The organism is Streptomyces sp. T12, from assembly GCF_028736035.1.
Lineage (GTDB): Bacteria > Actinomycetota > Actinomycetes > Streptomycetales > Streptomycetaceae > Streptomyces.
Genome location: NZ_CP117866.1, coordinates 6428692 through 6454065, shown reverse-complemented (window position 1 = coordinate 6454065; position 25374 = coordinate 6428692). Strand labels below are relative to the sequence as shown.

General features: G+C 66.6%; 37 protein-coding genes. 1 reads left to right on the top strand and 36 read right to left on the bottom strand.

Going from position 1 to position 25374, the window contains the following annotated elements; all coding sequences use genetic code 11:
* The first annotated feature begins 72 nt into the window (after positions 1 to 72).
* On the top strand, positions 73 to 963 hold the full coding sequence (locus PBV52_RS29285; protein WP_274242365.1) for a hypothetical protein: 891 nt from the start codon (positions 73 to 75) through the stop codon (positions 961 to 963).
* Between the two features lie 35 nt (positions 964 to 998).
* Here PBV52_RS29285 and PBV52_RS29280 read toward each other — a convergent pair whose 3' ends face one another.
* From PBV52_RS29280 to rpsJ, 36 genes are all read right to left on the bottom strand, one after another.
* Positions 999 to 1781 carry a polyprenol monophosphomannose synthase gene (locus PBV52_RS29280; RefSeq protein WP_274242364.1) on the bottom strand — a complete coding sequence of 261 codons (783 nt, stop codon included), beginning with the start codon at positions 1779 to 1781 and terminating at the stop codon, positions 999 to 1001.
* A gap of 29 nt (positions 1782 to 1810) precedes the next feature.
* Positions 1811 to 3121 carry a UDP-glucose/GDP-mannose dehydrogenase family protein gene (locus tag PBV52_RS29275; protein WP_274242363.1) on the bottom strand — a complete coding sequence of 437 codons (1311 nt, stop codon included), beginning with the start codon at positions 3119 to 3121 and terminating at the stop codon, positions 1811 to 1813.
* Positions 3122 to 3155: 34 nt separating this feature from the next.
* A complete protein-coding gene (locus tag PBV52_RS29270; RefSeq protein ID WP_274242362.1) occupies positions 3156 to 4961 on the bottom strand; it encodes a glycosyltransferase family 39 protein in 1806 nt (601 codons plus the stop codon).
* Positions 4961 to 5983: a glycoside hydrolase family 26 protein gene (locus tag PBV52_RS29265; RefSeq protein ID WP_274242360.1), complete on the bottom strand. Its 1023-nt coding sequence runs from the start codon at positions 5981 to 5983 to the stop codon at positions 4961 to 4963. The genes PBV52_RS29270 and PBV52_RS29265 overlap by 1 nt, the downstream gene beginning before the upstream one ends.
* Positions 5983 to 7605, bottom strand: coding sequence for a glycosyltransferase family 2 protein (locus PBV52_RS29260; protein ID WP_373921918.1), 1623 nt, complete (start codon positions 7603 to 7605; stop codon positions 5983 to 5985). Before PBV52_RS29260 ends, PBV52_RS29265 begins: the two co-directional genes overlap by 1 nt.
* Positions 7606 to 7819: 214 nt before the next feature.
* The gene (gene truA, locus PBV52_RS29255; protein ID WP_274242359.1) at positions 7820 to 8686 is read right to left on the bottom strand and encodes a tRNA pseudouridine(38-40) synthase TruA; all 867 of its coding nucleotides are present in this window, start codon (positions 8684 to 8686) and stop codon (positions 7820 to 7822) included.
* A gap of 142 nt (positions 8687 to 8828) precedes the next feature.
* Entirely contained in the window at positions 8829 to 9338 is a 510-nt protein-coding gene (rplQ, locus tag PBV52_RS29250) for a 50S ribosomal protein L17 (RefSeq protein ID WP_062702560.1), read from the bottom strand.
* Positions 9339 to 9457: 119 nt separating this feature from the next.
* A complete protein-coding gene (locus PBV52_RS29245; RefSeq protein ID WP_003966937.1) occupies positions 9458 to 10480 on the bottom strand; it encodes a DNA-directed RNA polymerase subunit alpha in 1023 nt (340 codons plus the stop codon).
* 154 nt (positions 10481 to 10634) lie between these two features.
* Positions 10635 to 11039, bottom strand: coding sequence for a 30S ribosomal protein S11 (gene rpsK, locus PBV52_RS29240; protein WP_003956432.1), 405 nt, complete (start codon positions 11037 to 11039; stop codon positions 10635 to 10637).
* A 70-nt stretch (positions 11040 to 11109) separates the two neighbouring features.
* Positions 11110 to 11490, bottom strand: coding sequence for a 30S ribosomal protein S13 (gene rpsM / locus PBV52_RS29235; RefSeq protein WP_030788235.1), 381 nt, complete (start codon positions 11488 to 11490; stop codon positions 11110 to 11112).
* A 199-nt stretch (positions 11491 to 11689) separates the two neighbouring features.
* Positions 11690 to 11803, bottom strand: a complete 114-nt coding sequence (gene rpmJ / locus PBV52_RS29230) for a 50S ribosomal protein L36 (RefSeq protein ID WP_003998809.1) — start codon at positions 11801 to 11803, stop codon at positions 11690 to 11692.
* Between the two features lie 58 nt (positions 11804 to 11861).
* Positions 11862 to 12083, bottom strand: coding sequence for a translation initiation factor IF-1 (infA, locus tag PBV52_RS29225; protein WP_003948620.1), 222 nt, complete (start codon positions 12081 to 12083; stop codon positions 11862 to 11864).
* A gap of 195 nt (positions 12084 to 12278) precedes the next feature.
* Positions 12279 to 13115: a type I methionyl aminopeptidase gene (map, locus tag PBV52_RS29220; RefSeq protein ID WP_274242338.1), complete on the bottom strand. Its 837-nt coding sequence runs from the start codon at positions 13113 to 13115 to the stop codon at positions 12279 to 12281.
* A gap of 139 nt (positions 13116 to 13254) precedes the next feature.
* Complete coding sequence (locus PBV52_RS29215; protein ID WP_274242337.1) at positions 13255 to 13917, bottom strand: adenylate kinase; 663 nt, start codon at positions 13915 to 13917, stop codon at positions 13255 to 13257.
* Positions 13917 to 15230, bottom strand: coding sequence for a preprotein translocase subunit SecY (gene secY / locus PBV52_RS29210; protein WP_274242336.1), 1314 nt, complete (start codon positions 15228 to 15230; stop codon positions 13917 to 13919). Before secY ends, PBV52_RS29215 begins: the two co-directional genes overlap by 1 nt.
* A gap of 245 nt (positions 15231 to 15475) precedes the next feature.
* Entirely contained in the window at positions 15476 to 15931 is a 456-nt protein-coding gene (gene rplO, locus PBV52_RS29205) for a 50S ribosomal protein L15 (RefSeq protein WP_003974249.1), read from the bottom strand.
* A gap of 2 nt (positions 15932 to 15933) precedes the next feature.
* Positions 15934 to 16116, bottom strand: a complete 183-nt coding sequence (gene rpmD, locus PBV52_RS29200) for a 50S ribosomal protein L30 (protein ID WP_005481207.1) — start codon at positions 16114 to 16116, stop codon at positions 15934 to 15936.
* Complete coding sequence (gene rpsE / locus PBV52_RS29195; RefSeq protein WP_016434633.1) at positions 16116 to 16721, bottom strand: 30S ribosomal protein S5; 606 nt, start codon at positions 16719 to 16721, stop codon at positions 16116 to 16118. The genes rpmD and rpsE overlap by 1 nt, the downstream gene beginning before the upstream one ends.
* 38 nt (positions 16722 to 16759) lie before the next feature.
* The gene (gene rplR, locus PBV52_RS29190; RefSeq protein ID WP_274242334.1) at positions 16760 to 17143 is read right to left on the bottom strand and encodes a 50S ribosomal protein L18; all 384 of its coding nucleotides are present in this window, start codon (positions 17141 to 17143) and stop codon (positions 16760 to 16762) included.
* 3 nt (positions 17144 to 17146) lie between these two features.
* Entirely contained in the window at positions 17147 to 17686 is a 540-nt protein-coding gene (gene rplF, locus PBV52_RS29185; RefSeq protein ID WP_274242333.1) for a 50S ribosomal protein L6, read from the bottom strand.
* A 24-nt stretch (positions 17687 to 17710) separates the two neighbouring features.
* Positions 17711 to 18109, bottom strand: a complete 399-nt coding sequence (gene rpsH / locus PBV52_RS29180) for a 30S ribosomal protein S8 (protein ID WP_007384075.1) — start codon at positions 18107 to 18109, stop codon at positions 17711 to 17713.
* Between the two features lie 212 nt (positions 18110 to 18321).
* On the bottom strand, positions 18322 to 18507 hold the full coding sequence (locus PBV52_RS29175; RefSeq protein ID WP_003948630.1) for a type Z 30S ribosomal protein S14: 186 nt from the start codon (positions 18505 to 18507) through the stop codon (positions 18322 to 18324).
* Between the two features lie 5 nt (positions 18508 to 18512).
* Positions 18513 to 19070, bottom strand: coding sequence for a 50S ribosomal protein L5 (gene rplE, locus PBV52_RS29170; protein WP_007494758.1), 558 nt, complete (start codon positions 19068 to 19070; stop codon positions 18513 to 18515).
* Positions 19070 to 19393, bottom strand: a complete 324-nt coding sequence (gene rplX, locus PBV52_RS29165) for a 50S ribosomal protein L24 (protein WP_030046380.1) — start codon at positions 19391 to 19393, stop codon at positions 19070 to 19072. Before rplX ends, rplE begins: the two co-directional genes overlap by 1 nt.
* Positions 19394 to 19395: 2 nt before the next feature.
* Positions 19396 to 19764: a 50S ribosomal protein L14 gene (gene rplN / locus PBV52_RS29160; RefSeq protein WP_003998823.1), complete on the bottom strand. Its 369-nt coding sequence runs from the start codon at positions 19762 to 19764 to the stop codon at positions 19396 to 19398.
* Between the two features lie 102 nt (positions 19765 to 19866).
* Positions 19867 to 20154, bottom strand: a complete 288-nt coding sequence (gene rpsQ, locus PBV52_RS29155; protein WP_046263523.1) for a 30S ribosomal protein S17 — start codon at positions 20152 to 20154, stop codon at positions 19867 to 19869.
* Positions 20154 to 20378: a 50S ribosomal protein L29 gene (gene rpmC, locus PBV52_RS29150; protein ID WP_010036720.1), complete on the bottom strand. Its 225-nt coding sequence runs from the start codon at positions 20376 to 20378 to the stop codon at positions 20154 to 20156. Before rpmC ends, rpsQ begins: the two co-directional genes overlap by 1 nt.
* Positions 20378 to 20797 (bottom strand): 50S ribosomal protein L16, encoded by a 420-nt coding sequence (gene rplP, locus PBV52_RS29145; RefSeq protein WP_009327094.1) that lies wholly within the window; start codon positions 20795 to 20797, stop codon positions 20378 to 20380. The genes rpmC and rplP overlap by 1 nt, the downstream gene beginning before the upstream one ends.
* 5 nt (positions 20798 to 20802) lie before the next feature.
* Positions 20803 to 21624: a 30S ribosomal protein S3 gene (rpsC, locus tag PBV52_RS29140; RefSeq protein ID WP_014674374.1), complete on the bottom strand. Its 822-nt coding sequence runs from the start codon at positions 21622 to 21624 to the stop codon at positions 20803 to 20805.
* On the bottom strand, positions 21624 to 21971 hold the full coding sequence (rplV, locus tag PBV52_RS29135; RefSeq protein ID WP_062706767.1) for a 50S ribosomal protein L22: 348 nt from the start codon (positions 21969 to 21971) through the stop codon (positions 21624 to 21626). Before rplV ends, rpsC begins: the two co-directional genes overlap by 1 nt.
* A 43-nt stretch (positions 21972 to 22014) precedes the next feature.
* Positions 22015 to 22296: a 30S ribosomal protein S19 gene (gene rpsS / locus PBV52_RS29130; protein WP_274242328.1), complete on the bottom strand. Its 282-nt coding sequence runs from the start codon at positions 22294 to 22296 to the stop codon at positions 22015 to 22017.
* A gap of 12 nt (positions 22297 to 22308) precedes the next feature.
* Positions 22309 to 23145: a 50S ribosomal protein L2 gene (rplB, locus tag PBV52_RS29125; RefSeq protein ID WP_274242327.1), complete on the bottom strand. Its 837-nt coding sequence runs from the start codon at positions 23143 to 23145 to the stop codon at positions 22309 to 22311.
* Between the two features lie 40 nt (positions 23146 to 23185).
* Complete coding sequence (gene rplW, locus PBV52_RS29120) at positions 23186 to 23605, bottom strand: 50S ribosomal protein L23 (protein ID WP_274242326.1); 420 nt, start codon at positions 23603 to 23605, stop codon at positions 23186 to 23188.
* Positions 23605 to 24261 (bottom strand): 50S ribosomal protein L4, encoded by a 657-nt coding sequence (gene rplD / locus PBV52_RS29115; protein ID WP_128433131.1) that lies wholly within the window; start codon positions 24259 to 24261, stop codon positions 23605 to 23607. Before rplD ends, rplW begins: the two co-directional genes overlap by 1 nt.
* An 8-nt stretch (positions 24262 to 24269) precedes the next feature.
* The gene (gene rplC, locus PBV52_RS29110; RefSeq protein ID WP_062706771.1) at positions 24270 to 24914 is read right to left on the bottom strand and encodes a 50S ribosomal protein L3; all 645 of its coding nucleotides are present in this window, start codon (positions 24912 to 24914) and stop codon (positions 24270 to 24272) included.
* 17 nt (positions 24915 to 24931) lie between these two features.
* A complete protein-coding gene (gene rpsJ, locus PBV52_RS29105) occupies positions 24932 to 25240 on the bottom strand; it encodes a 30S ribosomal protein S10 (protein WP_003948644.1) in 309 nt (102 codons plus the stop codon).
* Positions 25241 to 25374 lie beyond the last annotated feature (134 nt).

Here is a 25374-nt window from a genome sequence, read left to right as displayed (position 1 = left end):
GTGTGAACGCTAGGTGCGCATGGGCCTCTTGAGGCAGACCGGCACGCCCTCGGCCCGTCTAAGATGCGCCCCATGAGCTTTGGGCAGCAGGGGGGACCCCAGTCCCAGTGGGATCCCTGGACACCGCATTCCCAGCAGCCGTGGAACGGCGGCGCCGACGAGACCCCGGACTGGGCCGCGCTCGCCGAGGCCTCCGAGACCCGCAACAAGCGGCGCCGGCTGCTGTTCATCGGCGGCGGCGCACTCGCCACCGTTGCGATCGGCGCGGCCGTCGCCGTGGCCGTGGTGTCGGCGAACGACGACAACTCCGCCTCGAACAAACCGGCTTCCGGGATCCCCGCGACCGGGAACGTGCCGGGCGAGACCACCGGCCCGGCCCCGTCGTTCGCGTCGACGAGCGCTCCGCCGCCGCTGGATCCGAAGGACTTCATCTCCAGCAAGAGCAAGGACACCGCCCCGCTCGGTGCTCAGATCCTCTTCCCGGGCACCCAGCTGACCGTGGCCGACAACACGGTGTACAAGAAGGGCGCCACGGACGACACCAAGAGCTGCTCCGCGGTCACCAAGGGCGGACTCCCGAAGATCCTCACCGACAACGACTGCACCCGCTTCATGCGCGTCTCGTACGCCAAGAACGGCATCGCGACGACGATCGGCGTGGCCGTCTTCGACACCGCGGCGCAGGCCACCAAGGTCAAGAGCCAGGTCGACACCGACGACGACATCATCAGGTCGCTCTCCGGCAAGGGCATCAAGGACTTCTGCACCGCCGCCGTCTGCCTCTCGACCTCCAACTCCTACGGCCGTTACGCCTACTTCACCATCACCGGCTTCACCAACGGCAAGGACATGACGGAGAAGGACACGGACGCCTACCAGGTCAGTGACAACCTGGAACACTTCACGTTCAGTCAGATCCGCAGGCGGGGCGAGACACAGGCGTCGGCGGCGGCCAACGAGTAGCGGCGGCCGACGAACAGCCGGCCGCCGCCGCGGGCTCACCTGTGCTTCAGGCGCAGCCGGATCGGCACGACCGCCGACTCCAGCTGCGTCCTCAGTGTCATCTTCGACACACCCTCGGTCCGTTCCTCGAAGCGGATCGGGATCTCCACGGCGCTGTGCCCGGCCCGTACGGCCTTGTACTTCAGCTCGACCTGGAAGCTGTAGCCCGCGCTGTCCAGGGTGGCCAGGTCGATGTCGCGCAGGGTCGCCGCCGACCAGAGGTTGAAGCCGGCCGTGATGTCCCGGATCTTCGTGCCGAGCACGGTACGGGCGTAGCGGTTGGCGAACCGGGACAGCAGGACGCGGTGCATGCCCCAGTCCTCGTCGAGCGAGCCGCCCTCGACATACCGGCTGCCGACGACCAGCCCCACCCCCGAGGCCACGGCCGTCCCCAGCATCCGCGGTACCGCCTCCGCCGGGTGGCTGCCGTCGGCGTCCATCTGGACGACGTACGCGGCGCCCTCCTCCAGCGCGGCGCTCATGCCCGCGACGTACGCCCGCCCCAGACCGTCCTTCTCGGTGCGGTGCAGCACGCTCATCCGGGGCCGCCCGGCCGGCTGGTCGGCGTTGTACTTCTCGGCGAGCTCCTCGGCGATCCGCCCCGTCCCGTCCGGGCTGGAGTCGTCGACGATCTTCAGGTGCAGCCCGTCGACCGGCAGCCCGAGCACCAGCTCGGCCATCCGCGGCAGGTTCGCGGCCTCGTTGTACGTCGGCATCACCACGGTGACCGGTACGCCCGGGTATCTGTCGTGGCCGTCACGTCCGTCACGTCCCGTCATGGCTTTCTCTTTCCCTCCCCTAGGAGCCCCTACCGAGGCCCCTCCCCAACGGGCGCGGACCTTCCCAGCGCCCGGAACCGCCAGCCCGCCGCGGTCCAGCGGTCCGCGTCGAGCACCCCCCGCCCGTCCACGATCCGCGGACGGGAGACCAGCGACCGGGCCCGCACCGGGTCGATCTCCCGGAACTGCGGCCACTCGGTCAGATGCAGCACGAGATCGGCGCGTTGCAGCGCCTCCTCGGCCGACAGCGCATAGCCGAGGAGCGGGAACGCCTTGCGGGCGTTGTCCATCGCCTCGGGGTCGTAGACCGTGACGTCGCCACCGTCGAGGCGCAGCCGCGCGGCGACATTGAGCGCCGGCGAGTCACGGATGTCGTCGGAGTCCGGCTTGAAGGCGGCGCCGAGTACGGCGATACGGGCGCCCAGCACCGCTCCCCCGCACAGCTCCCGCGCCAACTCGACCACCTTGTCGCGCCGCCGCATGTTGATCGCGTCCACCTCGCGCAGGAACGCCAGCGAGACCCCCAGTTCGTCGGCGCGGTGCGCGAAGGCACGGATGTCCTTGGGCAGACAGCCCCCGCCGAAGCCGACGCCGGCCCGCAGGAACTTGCGCCCGATCCGGTCGTCGTACCCGATCGCCTCGGCGAGTACGCCGACGTCGCCGCCGGCGGTCTCGCAGAGCTCCGCCATGGCGTTGATGAAGGAGATCTTGGTGGCGAGGAAGGCGTTGGCGGCCGTCTTGACCAGTTCGGCGGTCGGGAAGTCGGCGGTGACGAGCGGGGTCCCGGCGGTGAGGACGGGGGCGTACACCTCCCGCAGAATCGTTTCGGCTCGCTCCGACCGCACCCCGAACACCAGCCGGTCCGGCCGCAGCGTGTCCTCGACGGCGAAGCCCTCCCGCAGGAACTCCGGGTTCCAGGCGACCTCCACGCCGTCATGCGCGTCCGCGAGCCGCCCCGCCGTGCCCACCGGCACGGTCGACTTGCCCACCAGCAGCGCGTGCGGCGCGGCGTGCGCGGCGATCGCTGCGAAGGCGGAGTCGACGTACGTCAGCTCAGCCCCCTCGGACCCCTTGAGCTGAGGCGTCCCGACACACACGAAGTGCACGTCGCCGAAGGCGCCGGCCTCCGCGTAGTCGCTCGTGAACCTGAGCCGCCCGCTCGCCGTATGCTTCGCGATCAGCTCGGGCAACCCGGGCTCATGAAACGGCACACGCCCAGCCTGCAGCGCGGCGACCTTCTCGGGATCCACGTCGACACCGAGCACCTCGTGGCCGAGCTCCGCCATACAGGCGGCGTGGGTGGCACCGAGGTAGCCGGTGCCGATGACGGTGAGCCGCATGGGTACGGCCTTTCTTGCTTCAGCGCGGACGCGCTCAGGAGGTCTTGATCCAGATGCGGTACTCGCTCGTGCCGTTAGCGTTGCGGAACGGGATCTCGGCCAGCAGCCGGTAGTGCGAGTTGCCCTTGGTCGCGGCGGCGACGATGTCGTCCACCCTCGGGTTGGTGAGCCCGTCGAGGACGATCAGGTCGAACTTGCCGGCCTTCACCGCCGCCTTGTAGGCCTCGTCACCGCCGTAGTACTTGCCCTTCGCGTCCTTGTACTCCATGCCGAAGAGGCTGTGCCACTGACGGTGGCTCGACCTGTCGTACAGGTAGTAGACGGGCACCTCGGGCGTCGAGGCGAGGTACTCGCCCTTGGAGTCCACATGGGACTCGATGGCGTTGATCATCTTCGTGGAGTCCGGCCAGATGTCGAAGCGCCAGTCCGCCTGCTGAATGCCCAGGCACAGCACGGCGGTCCAGAGCATGATGCCGAGCTGGGGATAGCGGAAGTGCGCGCCCACCAGGCGGGTCACTCCCACACCGGCCATCGGCGCGGCGAAGAGCAGACCGAAGCCGACGTGCTTGAACAGCGAGACCACGGTCCCCAGATGGATCTGGTACGCCGGTGCCAGCACGGCCGTGCCGCACAGCACCAGCCCGAGCAGGGCCCGCCAGCGCCAGCCGGGGCTGCTGAGCCGCAGGGCCAGCGGCGACTCGTTCATACGGCTGCGCCGGACGTACGAGACGGCGCCGCCGACTGCGGCGAGGAACATCAACCCGCCCCACTTGGCGGTCTGCTCCAGCAGGAACTCGACGGAGTCGGTGCCATGGGGACGGTCCGTGGTGGTCTGCCGCACACCGGCCATGAGGTCGGTGGTGTACATCCCCGCCGCCATCAGGCCGCCCATGCCGAGGGCGAGCACCACCATCCGCATGAAGGCCTTGCCGCCCTTGTGCGGCCACGCGGTGAGCAGCGCGAGCACGACGATGGTCGGCAGGTACAGCGCGGACGCGTACTTCACCCCGACCGCCAGCACACCGACGGGCGCGGCCAGCAGCACGGCGACCACGGGCGCCCGGTCGGTGCGTACGACGATCCAGGTGGTCAGGGCCAGCAGGAACACCGCGGCCGCGTCATAGGTGGCGAAGTAGCCCATGACGACGGTCGACTGGAGCACCGCGAACAGGGCGGCGGCGGCCAGCGCGGCCCGCTCGTTGAACAGGCGCCGGCTGAACGAATACAGCAGCCCGGTGGTGCAGAGCATGAAGAACAGGCTCAGGGTGCGCGCCCCGGCGAGCCCGAACTTCGCGTCCACGATCGCGGCGAGCACGGGGTAGAGCTGCGGTGAGCCGGAGAAGTACGCGGCGTAGTCGCGAGGCAGCTCGGTGCCGTTGAGCATGTGGTCCAGGTGGGCATGGCCGGCCGCCAGGTACAGCGCCTCGTCCTGGAACGCGGTGTTCGACAGACGCAGCGACAGCGCCGCCTGGATGGCCATGATGCACAGCAGCACGGCCCGGCTCACCCAGGCCCGCCGCCTGCTCGCCGCCATCTCCCAGCCGGCTTCCGGCGTCTTTGGGATGTGGTACTCGGGCTCGTCGTCCGGCACCTGCTGGTAATGGACCGTGCGCAGCGCGTACGTCGGCTGGTCCTCGTGCTGCCCCTGCGGTTGTTGCGGGACGGCGCCGGCGTACTGCTCGTGCTGCTGGTAGCCGTAGTTCTGGTCGTCGTACCCGTACCCGTACCCGTACCCCTGCCGCGCCTGCGGTGCCTGGCCGTCGGAGTTGAACCAGGTGGAGTCGTCCTCGGCATACGGGTCATAGGGCTGAGGCGTGTAGTGATCGCGTCGGGAGGTCATCACGGCTTCCGTACGTCGAAGCCGAAGCTGTCGTCGGCGGCCAGGCGCTTGAACTCCTTCAGCGCCAGCGGACTCGCCTCCAGCCGCCAGTCGGCACGCTTTTTGTGGTTGAACCAGACGAAGCCGAGCATGTCGTCGTCCGCCGCGACGCCCGCGAACAGATTGCGGATGTCGGCACGGCGCCGCTCACCCGCCATCGCGGCGGTCTCCAGCAGGATCATCGGCTTCTTGGTGAAAGTGCGGACCTGGTCCCGGGTCGCCCCGAAGACGCTGTCGAAGGCGTTGTCCTCCGCGATCGTCCAGTAGCCGATCAACCCGACCCAGTCGACGTAGGCGTCGCCGGGGTAGTACGGCTTGAGCTTCACGCTCTTGACCGGGTTGACGATGTTGGGCGACCAGGCCCAGATGACGTTCGAGGCGCCGACGTCGATGAAGGTCTCGTGGAGGTGCCGCCAGGCGGCCACGTAGTCCTTGGGGGTCACGTTCTTCGTGCCCCACTTCTCCCAGTGGCCGTTGAACTCGTCGGCGAAGGAGATCACGACGGGCAGGTTCAGCTTGCGGACCGCCGTCGCGTACTCCTTGATGTACGCGTCCGACTTGCCCGCCGCGATGTCCGCGATCGGCGTGTCGAAGGGCTCCCACGACATCAGCGTCATGGCGCCCTCACGCCAGGCGTTGCGCACACCGGTGGCGTCGAAGCCGTCGCCCCAGGCGGCGTAGTACTCGATGAGGTTCGGCTGCTTGCCGACCATCTTCGTGTACGTGTCGACGCCCTTCATGGAGATCGGCGCGCCGTCGACAGCGGCGCCGAAGTACTTCTTGCCCGGCTTCAGGAGCGATACGACGTCGTAGGGCACGTCGGCCTCGGAGCCTGCCCCGGCATCGGCGCCGGCCTCGTCCCGCTGCCTGCTCTGCGAGGAACCGTCCGACTCCTCGCCGAGGACCGAGCAACCGGTGAGGGCGAGCGCGCCGGCGAGCAGGCAGGCCGCCAAAGCCGTACGGATACGGGTGAACGACCGCATCAGGCAGCCACCGCCTTCTCGCGGGGCTGGACCAGGACACGGCCCACGACGAGAGCGTAGAAGAGCCCGGAGGACAGGATCAGGGCGAAGTCCGGGGCGTCCATGGTGAAGGTGCGGTAGACCGCTCCCACGACCCAGATCAGCGCGGTGCCGCCGCTCCAGATCCACATGCCGAGCCAGAAGCGCCGGGTCTTGTTCTTCTTGGCGCCGGAGGAGCCGGTGGGCTGCCAGCCCATGCGGTTCTTGCGGAGGATGTCCCAGATGGCGAAGACGTGCGCCCAGCCGTACATCATGCGGGCGGCCCAGGCCTCCAGGCGGTAGGGCGCCTTGTGCCACATCGGGAAGACGATCGTGGTGTAGACGATGCTGGGCAGCACCAGGGCCAGGTGCTCGACCATGAGCTTCTCCGGCATCATCAGCAGCAGCACGATCGGGATGACCGGGGCGGCGAAGGTGAACAGCGCCGTGTGGATGTAGTAGAAGAACCCGGACATGTAGCACAGGCGGCTGGAGAGCCTGATCTTCGCCTGCCAGAACTTCCGGCTGCCGAGCAGGCTCATCGAGCCGGAGCACCAGCGGTACTGCTGGTTGAAGAAGGCGCCCGCGGTGTCCGGGCACACCCCCGTCGACACCGCGACCGGCACGTACCGCAGATCCCAGCCGAGCCCTCGCAGGTCGAAGCCTGTGTGCACGTCCTCGGAGTGCTCGATCAGCGTCGTACCGCCGTTGGTCTCCAGGGCCGCGCGCCGGTACACCGCGCAACTGCCCACGCAGATCGCACCGTCGCTGCCCTGCCTCGACACCTGCACGGACCGGTAGAACAGCTCCTGCACCGCACCCGCGCCGCGCTCGATCCAGTTCTGCGAGTCCAGCACCCGGAAGTACTGCGGCGACTGGACGATCCCGATGCGCGGGTCCGCCTCCATGTACGGCAGCAGCTCCTGGAGCAGGTCGGCGCGCGGCGTGAAGTCGGCGTCCAGGATCAGGATGTACTGACCGTCGGACTGCCCGAACCCGAAGTGCAGGTTGCCGGCCTTCTTGAACCAGCCGCGGTTCTCCCGGGTGCCGTAGCGGAAGCCGAAGTCCCGGGCCATGGCGGCCAGTTCGGGACTGCCACCGTCGTCGAGCACGAAAGGCATGCACACACCCGGATACCGGTCGGCCATCTCCCGCACATGCCGCCAGGTGTTGTGCAGCACCTCGATGGGCTCACCGCACACCGGCAGGAACACATCCACCGTCGGGTACACCTCGGGCCGCCAGTTGTGCACCAGGCGCTTGTGATGCGCGATGTCGAAGTCCCGGGTGAACCCGTTCACCCGCAGCGACACCAGGTAGTAGATGACCGTGAAGACCAGCAGCGGCGTGTAGATCCACAGCACCGGCGTCGACTGGGCCAGCTTGAACTGGCTCATCACCAGGCAGCAGAAGCTGATCAGCGAGCTGATCGTCAGGATCCACAGGTTCCGGCGCGCATAGGAGTACTTCTCCTTGTCCGTCGGCGGCAGCGGCAGCAGCCCCGACGGGGCACCCTCACCCCGCCCCGCCTTCCGCCGTCCACCGGCATTGTTCTGACGCGCGGTTCGGCGCCCCCCAGTCCGCGCAGGACCAATTGAACTCATGCAAAACCCACCCCCGGGCCCGGATACGGCCCGCCGACCCCCACCCCTACTCGGCCCTCCCCATGTCGATTTCTCGAACAACGGCCGAGCAACTCGAACCAGCGATCGAGCGACGAAAGGCTATACGAGAGGTAAGAAGGTCGTAAGGGGGATCAAGAGACTTACGCCTAGTAAGTCCCGACATGGGCACTATCTGCCGTCAAATGTCGGGTAACTAACAGGTTTCGCATCCGGACGTCCCGGGCAAGGACCGCCGGTTTCGCGCTTCCTTGCTCCGCGCCGCGAGCAACTCGTCGGCGGGATACCCGACCTCTTCGAGGGTCAGCCCATGGGGCCGTACGACATGCACGGCCGAGTCCCGTACACCGGCGGCGAGCACCTTGCCGGGCCAGTCGGTGGGGCGATGCCCGTCCCCGACGAACAGCAGCGCCCCGATGAGCGACCGCACCATGTTGTGACAGAAGGCGTCGGCCCGAACCGTCGCGGTGATGATCCCGTCCTCCCCCCGCACCAGGCTCAGCTCCTGCAGCGTGCGGATGGTGGTCGCCCCCTCCCGCTTCTTGCAGTAGGCAGCGAAGTCGTGCTCACCGAGCAGCCGCCGCGCCGCCTCGTTCATGGCGTCGACGTCGAGGGGCCAGTCGTGCCAGAGGACGTGACTGCGCAGCAGCGGATCGACACCGCCGGGATTGTCGGTGACGCGATACGCGTACCGCCGCCAGACGGCGGAGAACCGCGCGTTGAACCCGCTGGGGGCCTCCCTCAGCGCCCACACCCGCACGTCCTTGGACAACCGCCCGGCGAGCCGCTTGAGCAGCTTCTCGTGATGTTCGCGCCAGACCGACTCCGGCAGATCGACATGCGCCACCTGCCCCCGCGCATGCACCCCGGCATCGGTGCGCCCCGCCACGGTCAGCTCATACGTCGTGCCCCCCGACCGCGTGACGGTCCGCAGCGCATCCTCGACCTCCCCCTGCACAGTCCGCCGCCCACCGGCCTGCTTGGCCCAGCCGTGAAACGCGGCACCGTCATAGGACAGATCAAGACGGAGACGGACGTAACCGGCTGCTACTTCATCACTCACACACAGATCCTCTCAGGTACACAAAAGCGGGCCCGCTCCTCGAAAGGAACGGGCCCGCAGTCGCCCCTTCAGGGGCGCGGGGAACTGCGCGAACAACCACGACGAAGCCGCAGCCGCAATACGGCAGCCACCCGGCAGACGCTTAGGCGTCCTTCGACTCCTCGGCGGGAGCCTCAGCAGCCTCGTCGGCCTTGGTCGTGTCGACCTTGGCCTCGGCAACCTCGGCAACCTCGGCGTCCTTGGCGGCACGCTTCGTGGCCGCCTCGGCCTCACCCGTGGCCTCCTGCGCGACCGTCAGCGCCTCGACCAGCTCGATGACAGCCATGGGCGCGTTGTCGCCACGGCGGTTACCGATCTTGGTGATACGGGTGTAGCCACCCGGACGGTTCTCGTACCGCGGGCCGATCTCGGTGAAGAGCGTGTGGACGACGCTCTTGTCCGTGATGACCTGGAGCACCTGACGGCGGTTGTGAAGGTCGCCCTTCTTCGCCTTGGTGACCAGACGCTCGGCGTACGGCCGCAGACGGCGGGCCTTCGCCTCGGTGGTGGTGATACGGCCGTGCTCGAACAGCGCCTTCGCGAGGTTCGCGAGAAGCAGCTTCTCGTGCGCGGCACTGCCGCCCAGACGGGCACCCTTGGCGGGCTTCGGCATGGTGTTTCTCCTCAGTGTCTGCCCCGGCCGTATCAGGTACCGGGGTCAGTATCCGAGCAGGCGGGTTTGCCTGTCGGAGATCCGGGGTCCGCTGACGCGAACCCCGGAGGTGGTGGAGATCAGTACTGCTCGGTCTCCACGAAGCCCGCGTCCGCGTCGTCGTCGGCGCCGAAGGCGTCGGCAGCGGCGGTCGGGTCGAATCCGGGCGGGCTGTCCTTCAGGGCCAGGCCCATGCCGGCCAGCTTCGCCTTGACCTCGTCGATCGACTTCGCACCGAAGTTACGAATGTCGAGCAGGTCGGCCTCAGAACGAGCGACGAGCTCACCCACGGAGTGGATGCCCTCACGCTTGAGGCAGTTGTACGACCGAACGGTGAGCTCCAGCTCCTCGATCGGCAGCGCCAGGTCGGCGGCGAGGGCGGCGTCCGTGGGGGACGGGCCCATGTCGATGCCCTCGGCGTCGATGTTCAGCTCACGGGCCAGACCGAACAGCTCGACCAGCGTCTTACCGGCCGACGCCATGGCGTCACGCGGACGCATCGCCTGCTTGGTCTCGACATCGACGATCAGCTTGTCGAAGTCGGTGCGCTGCTCGACACGCGTGGCCTCGACCTTGTACGTGACCTTCAGCACGGGGCTGTAGATGGAGTCGACCGGGATACGACCGATCTCCTGGCCCACCTGCTTGTTCTGCACGGCCGAGACGTAACCACGGCCACGCTCGACCGTCAGCTCCATCTCCAGCTTGCCCTTGCCGTTCAGCGTGGCGAGGACCAGATCGGGGTTGTGCACCTCGACACCGGCCGGGGGCGCGATGTCGGCGGCGGTGACCAGACCCGGACCCTGCTTACGCAGGTACATCACGACCGGCTCGTCGTGCTCCGAGGAGACGACCAGCTGCTTGATGTTGAGGATCAGGTCGGTGACATCCTCCTTGACGCCCGGCACGGTGGTGAACTCGTGCAGCACACCGTCGATACGGATGGACGTGACCGCCGCACCCGGAATCGAGGACAGGAGCGTACGACGCAGGGAGTTGCCGAGGGTGTAACCGAAACCCGGCTCCAGCGGCTCGATCACGAACCGTGAGCGGAACTCGTCGACGACCTCTTCGGTCAACGAGGGACGCTGAGCGATCAGCATGTGTGGATCAGATCCTTCTTTCGTGGACGCCCGCTATTTGACGCCCGACGGAAACCGCACCCGTGAAAAGTGCGGGTACTGCAAGGGTACGGGCGGTACGGCCCTTACAGAGCCGTACCGCCCGAGACCAAGCCTGCTGCGAAGCAGCCGTACGTCAGACGCGACGACGCTTCGGCGGGCGGCAGCCGTTGTGCGGGGTCGGGGTGACGTCCTGGATGGAGCCGACCTCGAGACCGGTCGCCTGAAGCGAACGGATCGCGGTCTCACGACCCGAACCCGGACCCTTCACGAACACGTCGACCTTGCGCATGCCGTGCTCCTGGGCGCGGCGGGCAGCCGACTCGGCAGCCATCTGCGCGGCGAACGGCGTGGACTTCCGGGAGCCCTTGAAGCCGACGTGGCCGGCGGAGGCCCAGGAGATCACGTTGCCGGACGGGTCCGTGATGGAGACGATCGTGTTGTTGAACGTGCTCTTGATGTGCGCGTGGCCGTGAGCGACGTTCTTCTTTTCCTTGCGGCGCACCTTCTTGGCAGCGCCCTGACGACCCTTGGGGGGCATCTAGTAACTCCTACGGGGAGGTGGTCGGTCCTACAGCGAAGACCGCTGATGAAGCGTTGTCCGCTGAGGACTACTTCTTGCCCGGCTTCTTCTTGCCGGCGATGGCGCGACGCGGGCCCTTGCGGGTACGAGCGTTCGTGCTGGTGCGCTGACCGCGGACGGGCAGGCCGCGACGGTGACGGAGACCCTGGTAGCAGCCGATCTCGACCTTGCGGCGGATGTCGGCCTGGATCTCGCGACGGAGGTCACCCTCGGTCTTGATGTTGTTGTCCACGTACTCGCGGATCGCGACGAGCTGCTCCTCGGAGAGGTCGCGAACGCGGGTGTTCGGGTCGACGCCGGTCGCTGCCAGCGTCTCCTGCGAAAGGGTCCGGCCAATGCCGAACACGTAGGTGAGGGCGACCTCCACGCGCTTGTCGCGCGGGATGTCAACACCGGAAACGCGTGCCATTCAATGGCTCCTGGTGATCTTCGGAGGTCTTCCGCAGAACCGGCTCCCAGCCGCCGTACCAGGTACGAACTGGGTCCCCGGCCTCCGAACCGGGGGTGTCAGGCACGATCGCTCGGCCTGGATTCTGCGTATGAACATATTCAGCTCGCGTCGCGCGAATCCCTGCGATATCGATGCAGAGGGAGTGGACGATCGTGCGTCAGCCCTGGCGCTGCTTGTGGCGCGGGTTCTCGCAGATGACCATGACCCGGCCGTGACGGCGGATCACCCTGCACTTGTCGCAGATCTTCTTGACGCTCGGCTTGACCTTCATTGGTGAGGTTCTCCGGGTCAGTGCCATCGCCTCGGGAGGCCCGGGGCGGGGGCAAGATCTACTTGTACCGGTAGACGATCCGGCCACGCGTCAGGTCGTACGGAGACAGCTCCACCACGACCCGGTCGTCAGGGAGGATGCGGATGTAGTGCATACGCATCTTGCCGCTGATGTGTGCCAGGACCTGGTGGCCGTTCTGGAGCTCGACCTTGAACATGGCGTTCGGCAGAGACTCGACGACAGTGCCCTCGATCTCGATGGCACCTTGCTTCTTGGCCACGCTTTGCCCTTCGGAATCGACTACCTTGATCGACTCCCTTGCGTCCCTTACGGGCGCATGCAGGCATGCGGGTGCACGAGAGCCGACGAGTCAGTCTACGTCAGCGCACCCGGAAAGACGAATCGAGAGAGCCTGCCCCAGAGGACAGATCGTTAAGCGCCCCAAAGGGGCGCGGGGAACTGCGCAAGGGCGTACTCAGACCAACGGATCCGGCGCAGCGACAATCCCGTACTCCGCCAGCTTCGCCTTACCCCCGTCGGGAGCGGTCAGCACCAGCGGCCCCTCCTCGGTCAGCGCGACCGAGTGCTCCCAGTGGGACGACCAGGTGCCGTCGGTGGTGATGACGGTCCAGTCGTCCGAGAGGACCTCCGTCTTCGGCGTCCCCAGCGAGACCATCGGCTCGATCGCGAGGCAGAAGCCGGGAACCAGCTTCGGCCCCTTCCCCCGCCGCCGGTCGACGTAGTTCAGCAGGTGCGGGTCCATGTGCATCTCGGTGCCGATGCCGTGGCCGCCGTAGTCCTCGATGATGCCGTAGCGACCGCCGCCGAGCTTCGGCTGCCGGCGGATGTACGTCTCGATGGCACGGGAGACGTCCACGAGGCGGTTCCCCTGCTTCATGGCCGCGATGCCGGCCCACATCGACTCCTCGGTCACCCGGGAGAGCTCGATCAGCTCCGGGGCGTGACCAGAGCCGACGAAGGCCGTGTACGCGGCGTCGCCGTGCCAGCCGTCGATGATCGCGCCGCAGTCGATGGAGATGATGTCGCCGTCCTTGAGGACGACGTCCTCGGACGGGATGCCGTGGACGACCACGTCGTTCACGGACGTGCAGATCGTCGCGGGGAAGCCGCCGTAACCGAGGAAGTTCGACTTGGCCCCGTGCTCCGCGAGCACCTTGCGGGCCACCTCGTCCAGATCCTTGGTGCTCGCCCCGGGCACCGCGGCCTCACGCGTGGCCGCGTGAATGGCGGCGACGACCAGCCCCGCCTCACGCATCTTGGCGATCTGCTCGGGGCTCTTGATCTGCACCATGGGGACGGGGGCCTTTCTCGGACCGGATAAGGGGACTTCTTCAACCATAAGGGCGGAGCCGGTGCGCCCCACCCCACGCAGCAGCCGCGGCCCCCGACAGGGAACCGCGGCCTGAGCTACGTACGAGCTACGAGCGCTTCTACTTGCCGTCCTCGTCGCGCTGAAGCGCCTCCATCGCGCGACCCGTGACCTCATCGACCTTGCCCAGCGCGGAGATGGTGACCACCAGTCCCTGCGCCTTGTAGTAGTCGATGATCGGCTCGGTCTGCGTGTGGTAGACCTCCAGCCGCTTGCGCACGGTCTCCTCGGAGTCGTCGTCCCGCTGGTACAGCTCGCCGCCGCAGACGTCGCAGACGCCTTCCTTCTTCGGCTGGCTGTACGTGACGTGGAAGACGTGGCTGGAGTCCTTGCGGCAGATCCGCCGCCCGGCGATCCGCTTGACGACCTCTTCCTCGGGGACCTCGAGGTCGAGCACCGCGTCCAGCTTCATGCTCTCGGACTGGAGCATCTCGTCGAGCGCCTCGGCCTGGGACACATTGCGCGGGAAACCGTCCAGCAGGAAGCCACCCTCGGCGTCCGGCTTCTCCATGCGGTCCTTGGCCATCCCGATGGTGACCTCGTCCGGCACCAGGTTGCCCGCGTCCATGTAGGACTTCGCGAGCTTCCCGAGCTCCGTCTGCTGGCTGATGTTGGCGCGGAACAGGTCGCCCGTGGAGATGTGCGGGATCGACAGGTTCTTGGCGAGGAACGCGGCCTGCGTTCCCTTACCGGCGCCCGGCGGCCCGACGAGGACGATACGCATCAGCGGAGGAACCCTTCGTAATTGCGCTGCTGGAGCTGGCTCTCGATCTGCTTCACCGTTTCGAGACCAACACCCACGATGATCAGGATGCTGGTACCACCGAACGGGAAGTTCTGGTTTGCCCCGAAACCAGCCAACGCCATCGTCGGCACGAGAGCGATCAGACCCAAGTACAGCGAGCCCGGCCAGGTGATCCGGTTGAGCACGTACGAAAGGTACTCAGCGGTCGGTCGGCCAGCCCGGATGCCCGGGATGAAGCCACCATACTTCTTCATGTTGTCCGCGACTTCCTCGGGGTTGAACGAGATGGCCACGTAGAAGAACGCGAAAAAGACAATCAGGAAGAAGTACAAAGTGACGTGCACGGGCGCCCCCGTGTCGGCGAGGTTCGCCGTGATCCAACTCGCCCATCCCGATTGGGATCCGGCGAACTGCACGATCAACGCCGGGATGTAGAGCAGCGACGACGCGAAGATGACCGGAATCACACCCGCCTGGTTCACCTTGAGCGGGATGTACGTCGAAGTACCGCCGTAGGAACGGCGGCCGATCATGCGCTTCGCGTACTGCACCGGAATTCGGCGCTGAGCCTGCTCGACGAAGACCACCAGGCCGACCATGAACAGGCCGACGGCGATGACCGTGCCGAATTCGATCCAGCCGCCGGCCAGGTCACCCTGCTGCTTGATGGCCCACAGCGCGGACGGGAAAGTCGCGGCGATCGAGATGAACATCAGGATCGACATGCCGTTGCCGATACCGCGGTCGGTGATGAGCTCACCGAGCCACATGACGGTGGCCGTACCGGCGGTCATCGTGATGACCATCACGATGGTGGTGAAGATCGAGCGGTCCGGCACGATCTGGCCGGCCACCTGGCAGTTCGGGAACAGCGAGCCACTGCGGGCGGTGGCCACCAGGCCGGTGCCCTGCAGGATGGCGAGCGCCACGGTCAGATAGCGTGTGTACTGCGTGATCTTGGCCGTGCCGGCCTGGCCCTCTTTCTTGAGGGCTTCCAGGCGCGGGATCACGACGGTCAACAGCTGCAGGATGATGCTCGCCGTGATGTACGGCATGATGCCGAGCGCGAAGATCGTGATCTGCAGCAGCGCACCGCCACTGAACATGTTGACCAGACCGAAAAGGCCCTGGTTGGTGCTCGCCTGGTCGATGCAGACCTGAACGGCCCTGTAGTCGACGCCGGGGATCGGAATGTGTGTACCGATCCGGTAGATCACGATGATGCCGAGCGTGAAGAGCAGCTTCTTGCGCAGGTCGGGCGTCTTGAACGCCCGGGCGAACGCGGTGAGCACGGTGCCTCCTGCGACCCCCGCGCTACTGCGTCAAGGGTGACGGTCTTGAGGATCGACTAATGGGAACGACTTAGCTAACGGTCAACTGCCGCTCAGAGTGCCCCACAGGAAGCACTCCGTAAAAGTGGGCAGTACAGGCCACCTTACCGGCGAGACCGCCCCCCTTGGAACGACCAACCGGGGATACCCCATTTGTGGGGTATCCCCGGTCGGGATCGCTCAAGTCATCGAGACGCCTGATGTGTTCAGACGAGCTCGGTGACGGTACCGCCGGCGGCGGTGATCTTCTCCTTGGCGGAGCCGGAGACGGCGTCGACCGTCACCTGCAGCGCCACGGAGATCTCGCCCTGGCCGAGGACCTTGACGAGGCTGTTCTTGCGAACGGCACCCTTGGCGACCAGACCCTCGACGGTGACCTCGCCACCCTCGGGGTACAGCGCCGCCAGCTTGTCGAGGTTCACGACCTGGAACTCGGTCTTGAACGGGTTCTTGAAGCCCTTCAGCTTCGGGAGACGCATGTGGAGGGGCATCTGGCCACCCTCGAAGCGCTCCGGAACCTGGTAACGGGCCTTCGTACCCTTGGTACCACGACCGGCCGTCTTACCCTTCGACGCCTCACCACGACCCACACGGGTCTTGGCGGTCTTGGCGCCCGGGGCGGGACGGAGGTTGTGGATCTTGAGCGGGTTGTTCTCCGCCATGATCAGTCGACCTCCTCGACCGTCACGAGGTGGCGGACGGTGTGCACCATGCCGCGGAACTCGGGGCGGTCCTCCTTGACGACCTGCGTGTTGATGCCCTTGAGGCCAAGGGAGCGCAGGGTGTCACGGTGGTTCTGCTTGCTGCCGATGTACGACTTCGTCTGCGTGATCTTGAGCTGCGCCATTACGCACCAGCCCCGGCACGCGCACGCAGCAGAGCCGCGGGAGCGACGTCCTCGAGCGGCAGACCGCGACGGGCCGCGACCTCCTCGGGACGCTGCAGGCCCTTGAGGGCCTCCACGGTCGCGTGCACGATGTTGATCGCGTTGTCGGAGCCGAGCGACTTCGACAGGATGTCGTGGATACCGGCGCACTCGAGCACGGCACGCACCGGGCCACCGGCGATAACACCGGTACCGGGGGACGCGGGCTTGAGCAGCACGACGCCGGCAGCCTTCTCACCCTGGATCGGGTGCGGGATGGTGCCCTGGATACGGGGGACCTTGAAGAAGTGCTTCTTGGCCTCCTCAACACCCTTGGCGATGGCGGCCGGCACCTCCTTGGCCTTGCCGTAACCGACACCCACGGTGCCGTCACCGTCGCCCACCACGACCAGCGCGGTGAAGCTGAAGCGACGACCACCCTTCACAACCTTGGCGACGCGGTTGATCGCGACAACGCGCTCAACGTACGCGGTCTTCTCGGCGGCAGCAGCGCCGCCGTCACGGCCCTTCCGGTCCCGCCGCTCGCCGCCACCGGCACCGCTTCCACGGCGCTGGGGTCCAGCCATTGGATTACCTCTCTCTTTCCGCTAGCTACGGAAGCGGCTCAGAACTTGAGCCCGGCTTCGCGGGCGGCGTCCGCCAGGGCGGCGATGCGCCCGGCGTACTGGTTGCCACCACGGTCGAATACGACAGCCTCGACGCCGGCGGCCTTGGCGCGCTCGGCGACCAGGGCGCCGACCTGCTTGGCCTGCGCCGACTTGTCGCCCTCGGCACCGCGGATCGTGGTGTCCAGGGTGGACGCCGACGCAAGGGTGTGACCCTTGATGTCGTCGATCACCTGGGCCACGATGTGGCGGTTCGAGCGAGTAACGACCAGACGCGGACGCTCCGCCGTACCGTTGATGTGCTTACGGATCCGGATGTGGCGGCGCTTGATCGCGGCGCGCTTGTAGGCGTCGCCCTTAAGGATCTTCTGTCCGTATGCCATGGCTTACTTACCCGCCTTTCCGACCTTGCGGCGGATGACTTCGCCCTCGTACTTGACGCCCTTGGCCTTGTACGGGTCGGGCTTGCGCAGCTTGCGGATGTTGGCCGCAACCTCGCCGACCTTCTGCTTGTCGATGCCCTCGACCGAGAACCGGGTGGGGGCCTCCACCTTGAAGGTGATGCCCTCGGGGGCCTCGACGGTGATCGGGTGGCTGTAGCCGAGAGCGAACTCGAGGTTCGAACCCTTGGCCGTCACGCGGTAACCGACACCGCTGATCTCGAGCTTCTTCACGTAACCCTGGGTCACGCCGGTGATCATGTTCGCCACCAGCGTGCGGGACAGGCCGTGCAGGGCCTTGTTCTGACGCTCGTCGTTCGGACGGGTGACGTTCAGAACGCCGTCCTCGCCCTTAGCGATCTCGATCGGCGCGGCAACGGTGTGGCTCAAGGAACCCTTGGGGCCCTTGACCGAAACCGTACGGCCGTCGATGGTGACGTCCACGCCGGCGGGAACCGTGATGGGGAGCTTGCCAATACGCGACATAGCTGTTTCCTCCGTTCCCTTCCGCTACCAGACGTAGGCGAGGACTTCCCCACCCACGCCCTTCTTGCCGGCCTGCTTGTCGGTCAGGAGACCGTGCGACGTGGAGATGATCGCCACGCCGAGGCCACCGAGGACCTTGGGCAGGTTGGTGGACTTCGCGTAAACCCGGAGACCGGGCTTGGAGATCCGCTTGATGCCCGCGATGGAGCGCTCACGGTTGGGGCCGAACTTCAGCTCCAGGACGAGGTTCTTGCCGACCTCGGCGTCCTCGACCTTCCAGCCCGTGATGAAGCCCTCCTGCTGGAGGATCTCCGCGATGTGCGACTTGATCTTCGATGCCGGCATCGTCACGGAGTCGTGGTATGCCGAGTTCGCGTTCCGCAGACGCGTAAGCATGTCTGCGATCGGATCAGTCATGGTCATGAATTGGCCTTCGGCCTCTCTCGCCGGGGTTTCCTGGTGCGCCATCCCTCTCCCCGATCCGAGACGGGACGGGTGCGGCGCGGTGGACCTACGGCGTAGTAAGTCGTACGGGCGCGACAGGCGCCCAACCCCACAAGCCTAAGCCATGCGGGGGTGGGCCCCTGTCCACCCAGATGCTTACCGAGAGCTTCAGGAATCCCTAAATACAGGGATTACCAGGAGCTCTTGGTCACGCCCGGCAGCTCGCCACGGTGAGCCATCTCACGAAGGCACACGCGGCACAGGCCGAACTTGCGGTACACGGAGTGGGGACGGCCGCAGCGCTGGCAGCGCGTGTAGCCACGCACGCCGAACTTGGGCTTGCGAGCAGCCTTCGCGATGAGAGCCTTCTTCGCCATCTCGCTCACGCCTCCTTGAAGGGGAAGCCGAGGTGACGAAGGAGCGCACGGCCCTCAGCGTCGTTGGTCGCCGTGGTCACCACGGTGATGTCCATACCCCGGACGCGGTCGATCTTGTCCTGGTCGATCTCGTGGAACATGACCTGCTCCGTGAGACCGAAGGTGTAGTTGCCACGGCCGTCGAACTGCTTGGGGGACAGACCACGGAAGTCGCGGATGCGCGGGAGCGCGAGCGACAGGGTGCGGTCCAGGAACTCCCACATGCGGTCGCCACGAAGCGTGACGTGGGCACCGATCGGCTGACCCTCACGCAGCTTGAACTGCGCGATGGACTTGCGGGCCTTGGTGACGGCCGGCTTCTGACCGGTGATGGTGGTCAGGTCGCGGATCGCGCCCTCGATCAGCTTCGAGTCACGGGCGGCGTCGCCGACACCCATGTTGACCACGATCTTGACGAGGCCGGGGATCTGCATGACGTTCTCGTACTTGAACTCGTCACGCAGCTTGCCCGCGATCTCCTCGCGGTACTTCGTCTTGAGACGCGGAGTGGTGGTGGTAGCCATCAGATGTCCTCACCCGTCCGCTTGGCAACGCGGATCTTGTTGCCCTCGTCGTCGAAGCGGTAACCGACACGCGTGACGACCTTGTTGCCGTCCTTCTCAACGACCAGCTGGACGTTGGAGACGTGGATCGGCGCCTCGGTCGTGACGATGCCACCGGCCTGCGAACCCTTGGCGGTCGGGCCGGCCTTGGTGTGCTTCTTGACCCGGTTGACACCCTCGACCAGGACACGCTCGTCGCGCGGGTAAGCGGCAATGACCTTGCCCTGCTTGCCCTTGTCCTTGCCGGTGATGACCTGGACCAGGTCGCCCTTCTTGATCTTCATGCTTACAGCACCTCCGGAGCCAGCGAGATGATCTTCATGAACTTCTTCTCGCGCAGCTCACGCCCGACCGGGCCGAAGATGCGGGTGCCACGAGGGTCGCCGTCGTTCTTCAGAATGACGGCGGCGTTCTCGTCGAAGCGGATGTACGAGCCGTCCGGACGGCGGCGCTCCTTGACGGTGCGAACGATGACCGCCTTGACGACGTCACCCTTCTTCACGTTGCCACCGGGGATCGCGTCCTTGACGGTGGCGACGATGACGTCACCGATGCCCGCGTAGCGGCGACCGGAGCCACCGAGCACACGGATGCAAAGGATTTCCTTCGCACCAGTGTTGTCGGCGACGCGCAGTCGCGACTCCTGCTGGATCACGTCTATCTCCTGTTTGTCTGCCGGTTCCCGGCAGGGGCCTCGGTTACGAGAGCCCCTGCCGAGCCTGGCGGAACTGACCTGCGGGGTTTGCCCCGCAGGAAATTACTTGGCCTTCTCGAGGATCTCGACGATGCGCCAGCGCTTCGTCGCGGACAGCGGCCGGGTCTCCGCGAGGAGGACGCGGTCGCCGACGCCCGCAGCGTTCTGCTCGTCGTGCGCCTTGAGCTTGTTCGTACGGCGGATGACCTTGCCGTACAGCGCGTGCTTGACGCGGTCCTCGACGGCGACGACGACGGTCTTGTCCATCTTGTCGCTGACGACGAGACCCTCACGGGTCTTGCGGAAGCCGCGGGCCTCTGCAGTCTGCTCAGTCACGTTGCTCTCACTCATCAGGCGCTCTCCACCGTCTCGATGCCCAGCTCGCGCTCACGCATCAGGGTGTAGATCCGCGCGATGTCCTTACGGACGGCCTTGAGCCGACCGTGGTTCTCGAGCTGGCCCGTCGCCGCCTGGAAGCGGAGGTTGAACAGCTCTTCCTTGGCCTCGCGGAGCTTGTTCAGCAGCTCCTCGTTGCCCAGCTCGCGCAGCTCGGACGCCTTGGTACCGGCCGACATCACGCTTCACCTGCCTCGCGCTTGACGATCCGGCACTTCATCGGCAGCTTGTGGGCCGCACGAGTCAGCGCCTCACGGGCGATCTTCTCGTTGGGGTACGACAGCTCGAACATCACGCGTCCGGGCTTGACGTTGGCGATCCACCACTCCGGAGAACCCTTACCGGAACCCATGCGGGTCTCGGCAGGCTTCTTGGTGAGGGGACGGTCCGGGTAGATGTTGATCCAGACCTTGCCACCACGCTTGATGTGACGCGTCATGGCGATACGAGCGGCCTCGATCTGACGGTTCGTCACGTACGCCGGGGTGAGCGCCTGGATGCCGTACTCGCCGAACGCAACCTGCGTGCCGCCCTTGGCAGCGCCGCTGCGCTTCGGGTGGTGCTGCTTGCGGTGCTTGACCCTACGGGGGATCAGCATTTCGGTCAGGCCTCCGTTCCGGTGCTCTCAGCCGGAGCGGCGGCGGGAGCCTCGGCCTTGGGGGCCTCGGCGCCGGCAGCCTGCTGCGGCTTGCGACCGCGCCGCTCGCCACCACGGCCACCACGGGCCGGGCGGTCGGCACCACCGCGGGCCGGGCGGTTACCCGCACGGGCCGCAGCGTTCTCGGCGCGGACCTCGGCGATGTTCTTGACGTCGCCCTTGTAGATCCAGACCTTCACACCGATGCGGCCGAAGGTCGTCTTGGCCTCGAAGAAGCCGTAGTCCACGTTCGCGCGGAGCGTGTGCAGGGGCACACGGCCCTCGCGGTAGAACTCCGAGCGGGACATCTCGGCGCCGCCGAGGCGGCCACCGCACTGGATCTTGATGCCCTTGGCGCCGGCCTTCATCGCCGACTGCATGCTCTTACGCATGGCGCGGCGGAAGGAGACGCGGGAGGAGAGCTGCTCGGCAACGGCCTGAGCAACCAGCTGAGCGTCGGTCTCGGGGTTCTTGACCTCGAGGATGTTCAGCTGGACCTGCTTGCCCGTGAGCTTCTCGAGGTCACCGCGGATGCGGTCGGCCTCGGCGCCACGGCGGCCGATGACGATGCCCGGACGAGCGGTGTGGATGTCCACACGCACGCGGTCACGGGTGCGCTCGATCTCCACCTTCGAGATACCGGCGCGCTCCATGCCGGACGTCATCATCCGACGGATGGCGACGTCTTCCTTGACGTAGTCCTTGTACAGCTTGTCGGCGTACCACCGGGACTTGAAGTCCGTGGTGACACCGAGCCGGAACCCATGCGGGTTAACCTTCTGGCCCATTACCGGGTTCCTTCCTTGCTGGCGACGACCACGGTGATGTGGCTGGTCCGCTTGCGGATCCGGTAGGCACGGCCCTGGGCACGCGGACGGAACCGCTTCAGGGTCGGGCCCTCGTCGACGTACGCCTCACTGATGAACAGCGAGGTGGCGTCCGGGTGGTCGTAGTTGTGCGCGGCGTTGGCAATGGCGCTGTCGAGCACCTTGCCGACCGGCACGGAGGCTGCCTGCGGAGCGAATCGCAGAACAGCCTGGGCCTCCGTGGCGTCCATGCCACGGATGAGGTCCACCACGCGGCGGGCCTTCATGGGCGTGACGCGGATGTACCGCGCCTGGGCCCTGGCTTCCATGGTTGTCCCTTCAGTTTCTTACGTGTCTGAATGCGATCCGCTACTAGCGGCGCTTCGACTTCCGGTCGTCCTTGACGTGGCCCCGGAAGGTGCGCGTCGGCGAGAACTCGCCGAGCTTGTGGCCGACCATCGACTCGGTGACGAACACCGGGATGTGGGTCTTGCCGTTGTGCACCGCGAGCGTGTGGCCGAGCATGGCCGGCACGATCATGGAGCGACGGGACCAGGTCTTGATGACGTTCTTGGTGCCGGCTTCGTTCTGGGCTTCCACCTTCTTGAACAGGTGGTCGTCGACGAAGGGCCCCTTCTTGAGACTGCGCGGCATCTAAACCCGCTCCTAGCGCTTCTTGTTCGTCTTGCGGCGGCGGACGATGTACTTGTTGCTCGCCTTCTTGGGAGCACGAGTACGACCCTCCTTCTGACCCCACGGGGAGACCGGGTGGCGACCACCGGAGGTCTTGCCCTCACCACCACCGTGCGGGTGGTCAACCGGGTTCATCGCCACACCGCGAACGGTCGGGCGAACGCCCAGCCAGCGCTTACGGCCGGCCTTACCCCAGTTGATGTTGCTCTGCTCGGCGTTGCCGACCTCGCCGACCGTGGCGCGGCAGCGCTGGTCGACCAGGCGGATCTCACCGGAGGGCATGCGGAGGTGGGCCATCGAGCCCTCCTTCGCGAGCAGCTGCACGGAGGCACCGGCGGAGCGGGCGAACTTGGCGCCGCCACCGGGACGGAGCTCGATCGCGTGGATCGTGGTACCGACCGGGATGTTGCGCAGCGCCAGGTTGTTGCCCGGCTTGATGTCGGCCCCGGGACCGTTCTCGACGCGGTCACCCTGCTGCAGGTTGCGCGGGGCGAGGATGTAGCGCTTCTCGCCGTCGGCGTAGTGCAGCAGCGCGATGCGCGCGGTGCGGTTGGGGTCGTACTCGATGTGCGCGACCTTCGCCGGCACGCCGTCCTTGTCGTGACGACGGAAGTCGATCACGCGGTAGGCGCGCTTGTGGCCACCACCCTGGTGGCGGACGGTCACACGACCGGAGTTGTTACGGCCACCCTTGCTGTGCAGGGGGCGGACCAACGACTTCTCCGGCGTGGACCGCGTGACCTCGACGAAGTCGGCGACGCTGGAGCCACGGCGGCCCGGCGTAGTCGGCTTGTACTTGCGGATTCCCATTTCTCAGTCCTCGTCCGATATCGGACGATCCGGACCGCCCTTAGGCGGTCGGACCGCCGAAGATGTCGATACGGTCGCCCTCAGCGAGGGTCACGATCGCGCGCTTGGTCCCGGCACGCTGGCCGAAGCCGGTGCGGGTCCGCTTGCGCTTGCCCTGGCGGTTGATCGTGTTGACCCCGGTGACCTTGACCTCGAAGACCGTCTCGACGGCCTGCTTGATCTGGGTCTTGTTGGAGCCCGGGGCGACGATGAACGTGTACTTGTTCTCGTCGAGGAGCGCGTAGCTCTTCTCGGACACGACCGGCTTGATCAGGACGTCACGGAGGTCCGTGAAGGCCTTGCTCGCCGGCGTGACGACGGTGTTCTTGCCCTCGGTGGCGTGGCGACGCGCCTTCTTGACGCGCGCTTCCTTGGCCTTCTTCGCGGCCTTCGAGGCAATGGCGGGGTGACGGATAGCCATCAGGCCTCGCTCCCTTCGGTGTCATTGGCCTTCGGGCCGGACACGAAGGACTCGAGAGCGGCCTGGGTGAAGACCACGTCGTCCGAGACGAGAACGTCGTACGTGTTCAGCTGGCCCGGCTCCAGGATGTGGACCTGGGGCAGGTTGCGGGCGGACAGCCACGCGGCCTCGTCGGCGCGCTCGACGACCAGGAGCAGGTTCTTGCGCTCCGAGATCTTGCCGAACAGGCTCTTGGCGGCCTTCGTGGACGGGTTCTCGCCCTCGATGACGCCGGAGACGACGTGGATGCGGTTGTTGCGGGCCCGGTCGGTGAGGGCGTGGCGCAGGGCCGCGGCCTTCATCTTCTTCGGGGTCCGCTGCGAGTAGTCACGCGGCACGGGACCGTGCACGACGCCACCACCGGCGAACTGCGGCGCGCGGGTCGAACCCTGACGGGCGCGACCGGTGCCCTTCTGGCGGTAAGGCTTCTTGCCACCACCACGGACCTCGCCACGGGTCTTGGTCTTGTGCGTGCCCTGGCGGGCAGCGGCCAGCTGCGCGACGACGACCTGGTGAAGCAGCGGAACGCTGATCTTCTCTACGTCGAAGATCTCCGCAGGGAGCTCGACGGTACCGGCCTTGTCGCCCGCCGGCGAAAGGATGTCAACAGTGCTCATCGGTTACCTCAGGCCCCCTTGGCCGCGGTGCGGACCAGGACGAGGCCGCCGTTCGGACCGGGAACCGCGCCCTTGATGAGCAGCAGACCCTTCTCCGCGTCAACGGCGTGGACGGTCAGGTTCTGGGTGGTGACCCGCTCGTTGCCCATGCGACCCGCCATGCGGAGGCCCTTGAACACGCGGCCCGGGGTGGCGCAGCCACCGATGGAACCGGGCGAGCGGTGCTTGCGCTGGGTGCCGTGACCGGCGCCGAGGCCCTTGAAGTTGTGGCGCTTCATGACACCGGCGAAGCCCTTGCCCTTGCTCTTGCCGGTGACGTCGACCTTCACGCCGGCCTCGAACACCTCGGCGGTGACTTCCTGGCCCAGCGTGTACTCGGAGGCGTCCGCGGTGCGGATCTCGACGAGGTGACGACGGGGGGTGACGTCGGCCTTGGCGAAGTGGCCCTTGAGGGGCTTGTTCACCTTGCGCGGGTCGATCTCGCCGAAGGCGATCTGGACCGACTCGTAGCCGTCGACGTCGTTCGTACGGACCTGGGTCACGACGTTGGGGCCGGCCTTGACGACGGTGACCGGAACAACACGGTTGTTCTCGTCCCACACCTGCGTCATGCCGAGCTTCTCGCCCAGGATGCCCTTGATCTGCTTAGCCATCTTTCAGATCACCGGCCTCAGAGCTTGATCTCGATGTCGACACCGGCCGGGAGGTCGAGTCGCATCAGAGAGTCAACGGTCTTGGGGGTCGGGTCGAGGATGTCGATCAGGCGCTTGTGCGTGCGCATCTCGAAGTGCTCGCGCGAGTCCTTGTACTTGTGCGGCGACTTGATGACGCAGTACACGTTCTTCTCAGTGGGCAGCGGCACCGGGCCCGCGACCGACGCACCAGTGCGCGTCACCGTCTCGACGATCTTCTTCGCCGAGGAGTCGATGACCTCGTGGTCGTAGGCCTTGAGCCGGATGCGGATCTTCTGTCCCGCCATGGCTACTCAGTAGTCCTGTCTCTCTTACGCTCTGGAACCCGGTGTCCAAAGTCCCTCTTCTCCGACCCACGCGGTCGGGCGTGTCGCGCTCTCGCTGACACAGATGCCCCTTGTTCGAACATCCCTTGCCGGGG

Coding starts and splice junctions, on each gene's coding strand:
- PBV52_RS29285 (WP_274242365.1), top strand. CDS start 73: ATGAGCTTTGGGCAGCAGGGGGGACCCCAGTCCCAGTGGGATCCCTGG.
- PBV52_RS29280 (WP_274242364.1), bottom strand. CDS start 1,781: ATGACGGGACGTGACGGACGTGACGGCCACGACAGATACCCGGGCGTA.
- PBV52_RS29275 (WP_274242363.1), bottom strand. CDS start 3,121: ATGCGGCTCACCGTCATCGGCACCGGCTACCTCGGTGCCACCCACGCC.
- PBV52_RS29270 (WP_274242362.1), bottom strand. CDS start 4,961: ATGACCTCCCGACGCGATCACTACACGCCTCAGCCCTATGACCCGTAT.
- PBV52_RS29265 (WP_274242360.1), bottom strand. CDS start 5,983: ATGCGGTCGTTCACCCGTATCCGTACGGCTTTGGCGGCCTGCCTGCTC.
- PBV52_RS29260 (WP_373921918.1), bottom strand. CDS start 7,605: ATGAGTTCAATTGGTCCTGCGCGGACTGGGGGGCGCCGAACCGCGCGT.
- rplQ (WP_062702560.1), bottom strand. CDS start 9,338: ATGCCGAAGCCCGCCAAGGGTGCCCGTCTGGGCGGCAGTGCCGCGCAC.
- PBV52_RS29245 (WP_003966937.1), bottom strand. CDS start 10,480: ATGCTGATCGCTCAGCGTCCCTCGTTGACCGAAGAGGTCGTCGACGAG.
- rpsK (WP_003956432.1), bottom strand. CDS start 11,039: ATGCCCCCCAAGGGTCGTCAGGGCGCTGCCAAGAAGGTGCGCCGCAAG.
- rpsM (WP_030788235.1), bottom strand. CDS start 11,490: ATGGCACGCGTTTCCGGTGTTGACATCCCGCGCGACAAGCGCGTGGAG.
- rpmJ (WP_003998809.1), bottom strand. CDS start 11,803: ATGAAGGTCAAGCCGAGCGTCAAGAAGATCTGCGACAAGTGCAGGGTG.
- map (WP_274242338.1), bottom strand. CDS start 13,115: ATGGTGCAGATCAAGAGCCCCGAGCAGATCGCCAAGATGCGTGAGGCG.
- PBV52_RS29215 (WP_274242337.1), bottom strand. CDS start 13,917: ATGCGTATCGTCCTCGTCGGGCCGCCGGGCGCCGGTAAGGGAACGCAG.
- rplO (WP_003974249.1), bottom strand. CDS start 15,931: ATGGCGGAGAACAACCCGCTCAAGATCCACAACCTCCGTCCCGCCCCG.
- rpmD (WP_005481207.1), bottom strand. CDS start 16,116: ATGGCGCAGCTCAAGATCACGCAGACGAAGTCGTACATCGGCAGCAAG.
- rpsE (WP_016434633.1), bottom strand. CDS start 16,721: ATGGCTGGACCCCAGCGCCGTGGAAGCGGTGCCGGTGGCGGCGAGCGG.
- rplR (WP_274242334.1), bottom strand. CDS start 17,143: ATGGCATACGGACAGAAGATCCTTAAGGGCGACGCCTACAAGCGCGCC.
- rplF (WP_274242333.1), bottom strand. CDS start 17,686: ATGTCGCGTATTGGCAAGCTCCCCATCACGGTTCCCGCCGGCGTGGAC.
- rpsH (WP_007384075.1), bottom strand. CDS start 18,109: ATGACCATGACTGATCCGATCGCAGACATGCTTACGCGTCTGCGGAAC.
- PBV52_RS29175 (WP_003948630.1), bottom strand. CDS start 18,507: ATGGCGAAGAAGGCTCTCATCGCGAAGGCTGCTCGCAAGCCCAAGTTC.
- rplE (WP_007494758.1), bottom strand. CDS start 19,070: ATGGCTACCACCACCACTCCGCGTCTCAAGACGAAGTACCGCGAGGAG.
- rplX (WP_030046380.1), bottom strand. CDS start 19,393: ATGAAGATCAAGAAGGGCGACCTGGTCCAGGTCATCACCGGCAAGGAC.
- rpsQ (WP_046263523.1), bottom strand. CDS start 20,154: ATGAGTGAGAGCAACGTGACTGAGCAGACTGCAGAGGCCCGCGGCTTC.
- rpmC (WP_010036720.1), bottom strand. CDS start 20,378: ATGTCGGCCGGTACCAAGGCGTCCGAGCTGCGCGAGCTGGGCAACGAG.
- rplP (WP_009327094.1), bottom strand. CDS start 20,797: ATGCTGATCCCCCGTAGGGTCAAGCACCGCAAGCAGCACCACCCGAAG.
- rpsC (WP_014674374.1), bottom strand. CDS start 21,624: ATGGGCCAGAAGGTTAACCCGCATGGGTTCCGGCTCGGTGTCACCACG.
- rplV (WP_062706767.1), bottom strand. CDS start 21,971: ATGGAAGCCAGGGCCCAGGCGCGGTACATCCGCGTCACGCCCATGAAG.
- rpsS (WP_274242328.1), bottom strand. CDS start 22,296: ATGCCGCGCAGTCTCAAGAAGGGGCCCTTCGTCGACGACCACCTGTTC.
- rplB (WP_274242327.1), bottom strand. CDS start 23,145: ATGGGAATCCGCAAGTACAAGCCGACTACGCCGGGCCGCCGTGGCTCC.
- rplW (WP_274242326.1), bottom strand. CDS start 23,605: ATGGCTATCCGTCACCCCGCCATTGCCTCGAAGGCCGCGAAGAAGGCC.
- rplD (WP_128433131.1), bottom strand. CDS start 24,261: ATGAGCACTGTTGACATCCTTTCGCCGGCGGGCGACAAGGCCGGTACC.
- rplC (WP_062706771.1), bottom strand. CDS start 24,914: ATGGCTAAGCAGATCAAGGGCATCCTGGGCGAGAAGCTCGGCATGACG.
- rpsJ (WP_003948644.1), bottom strand. CDS start 25,240: ATGGCGGGACAGAAGATCCGCATCCGGCTCAAGGCCTACGACCACGAG.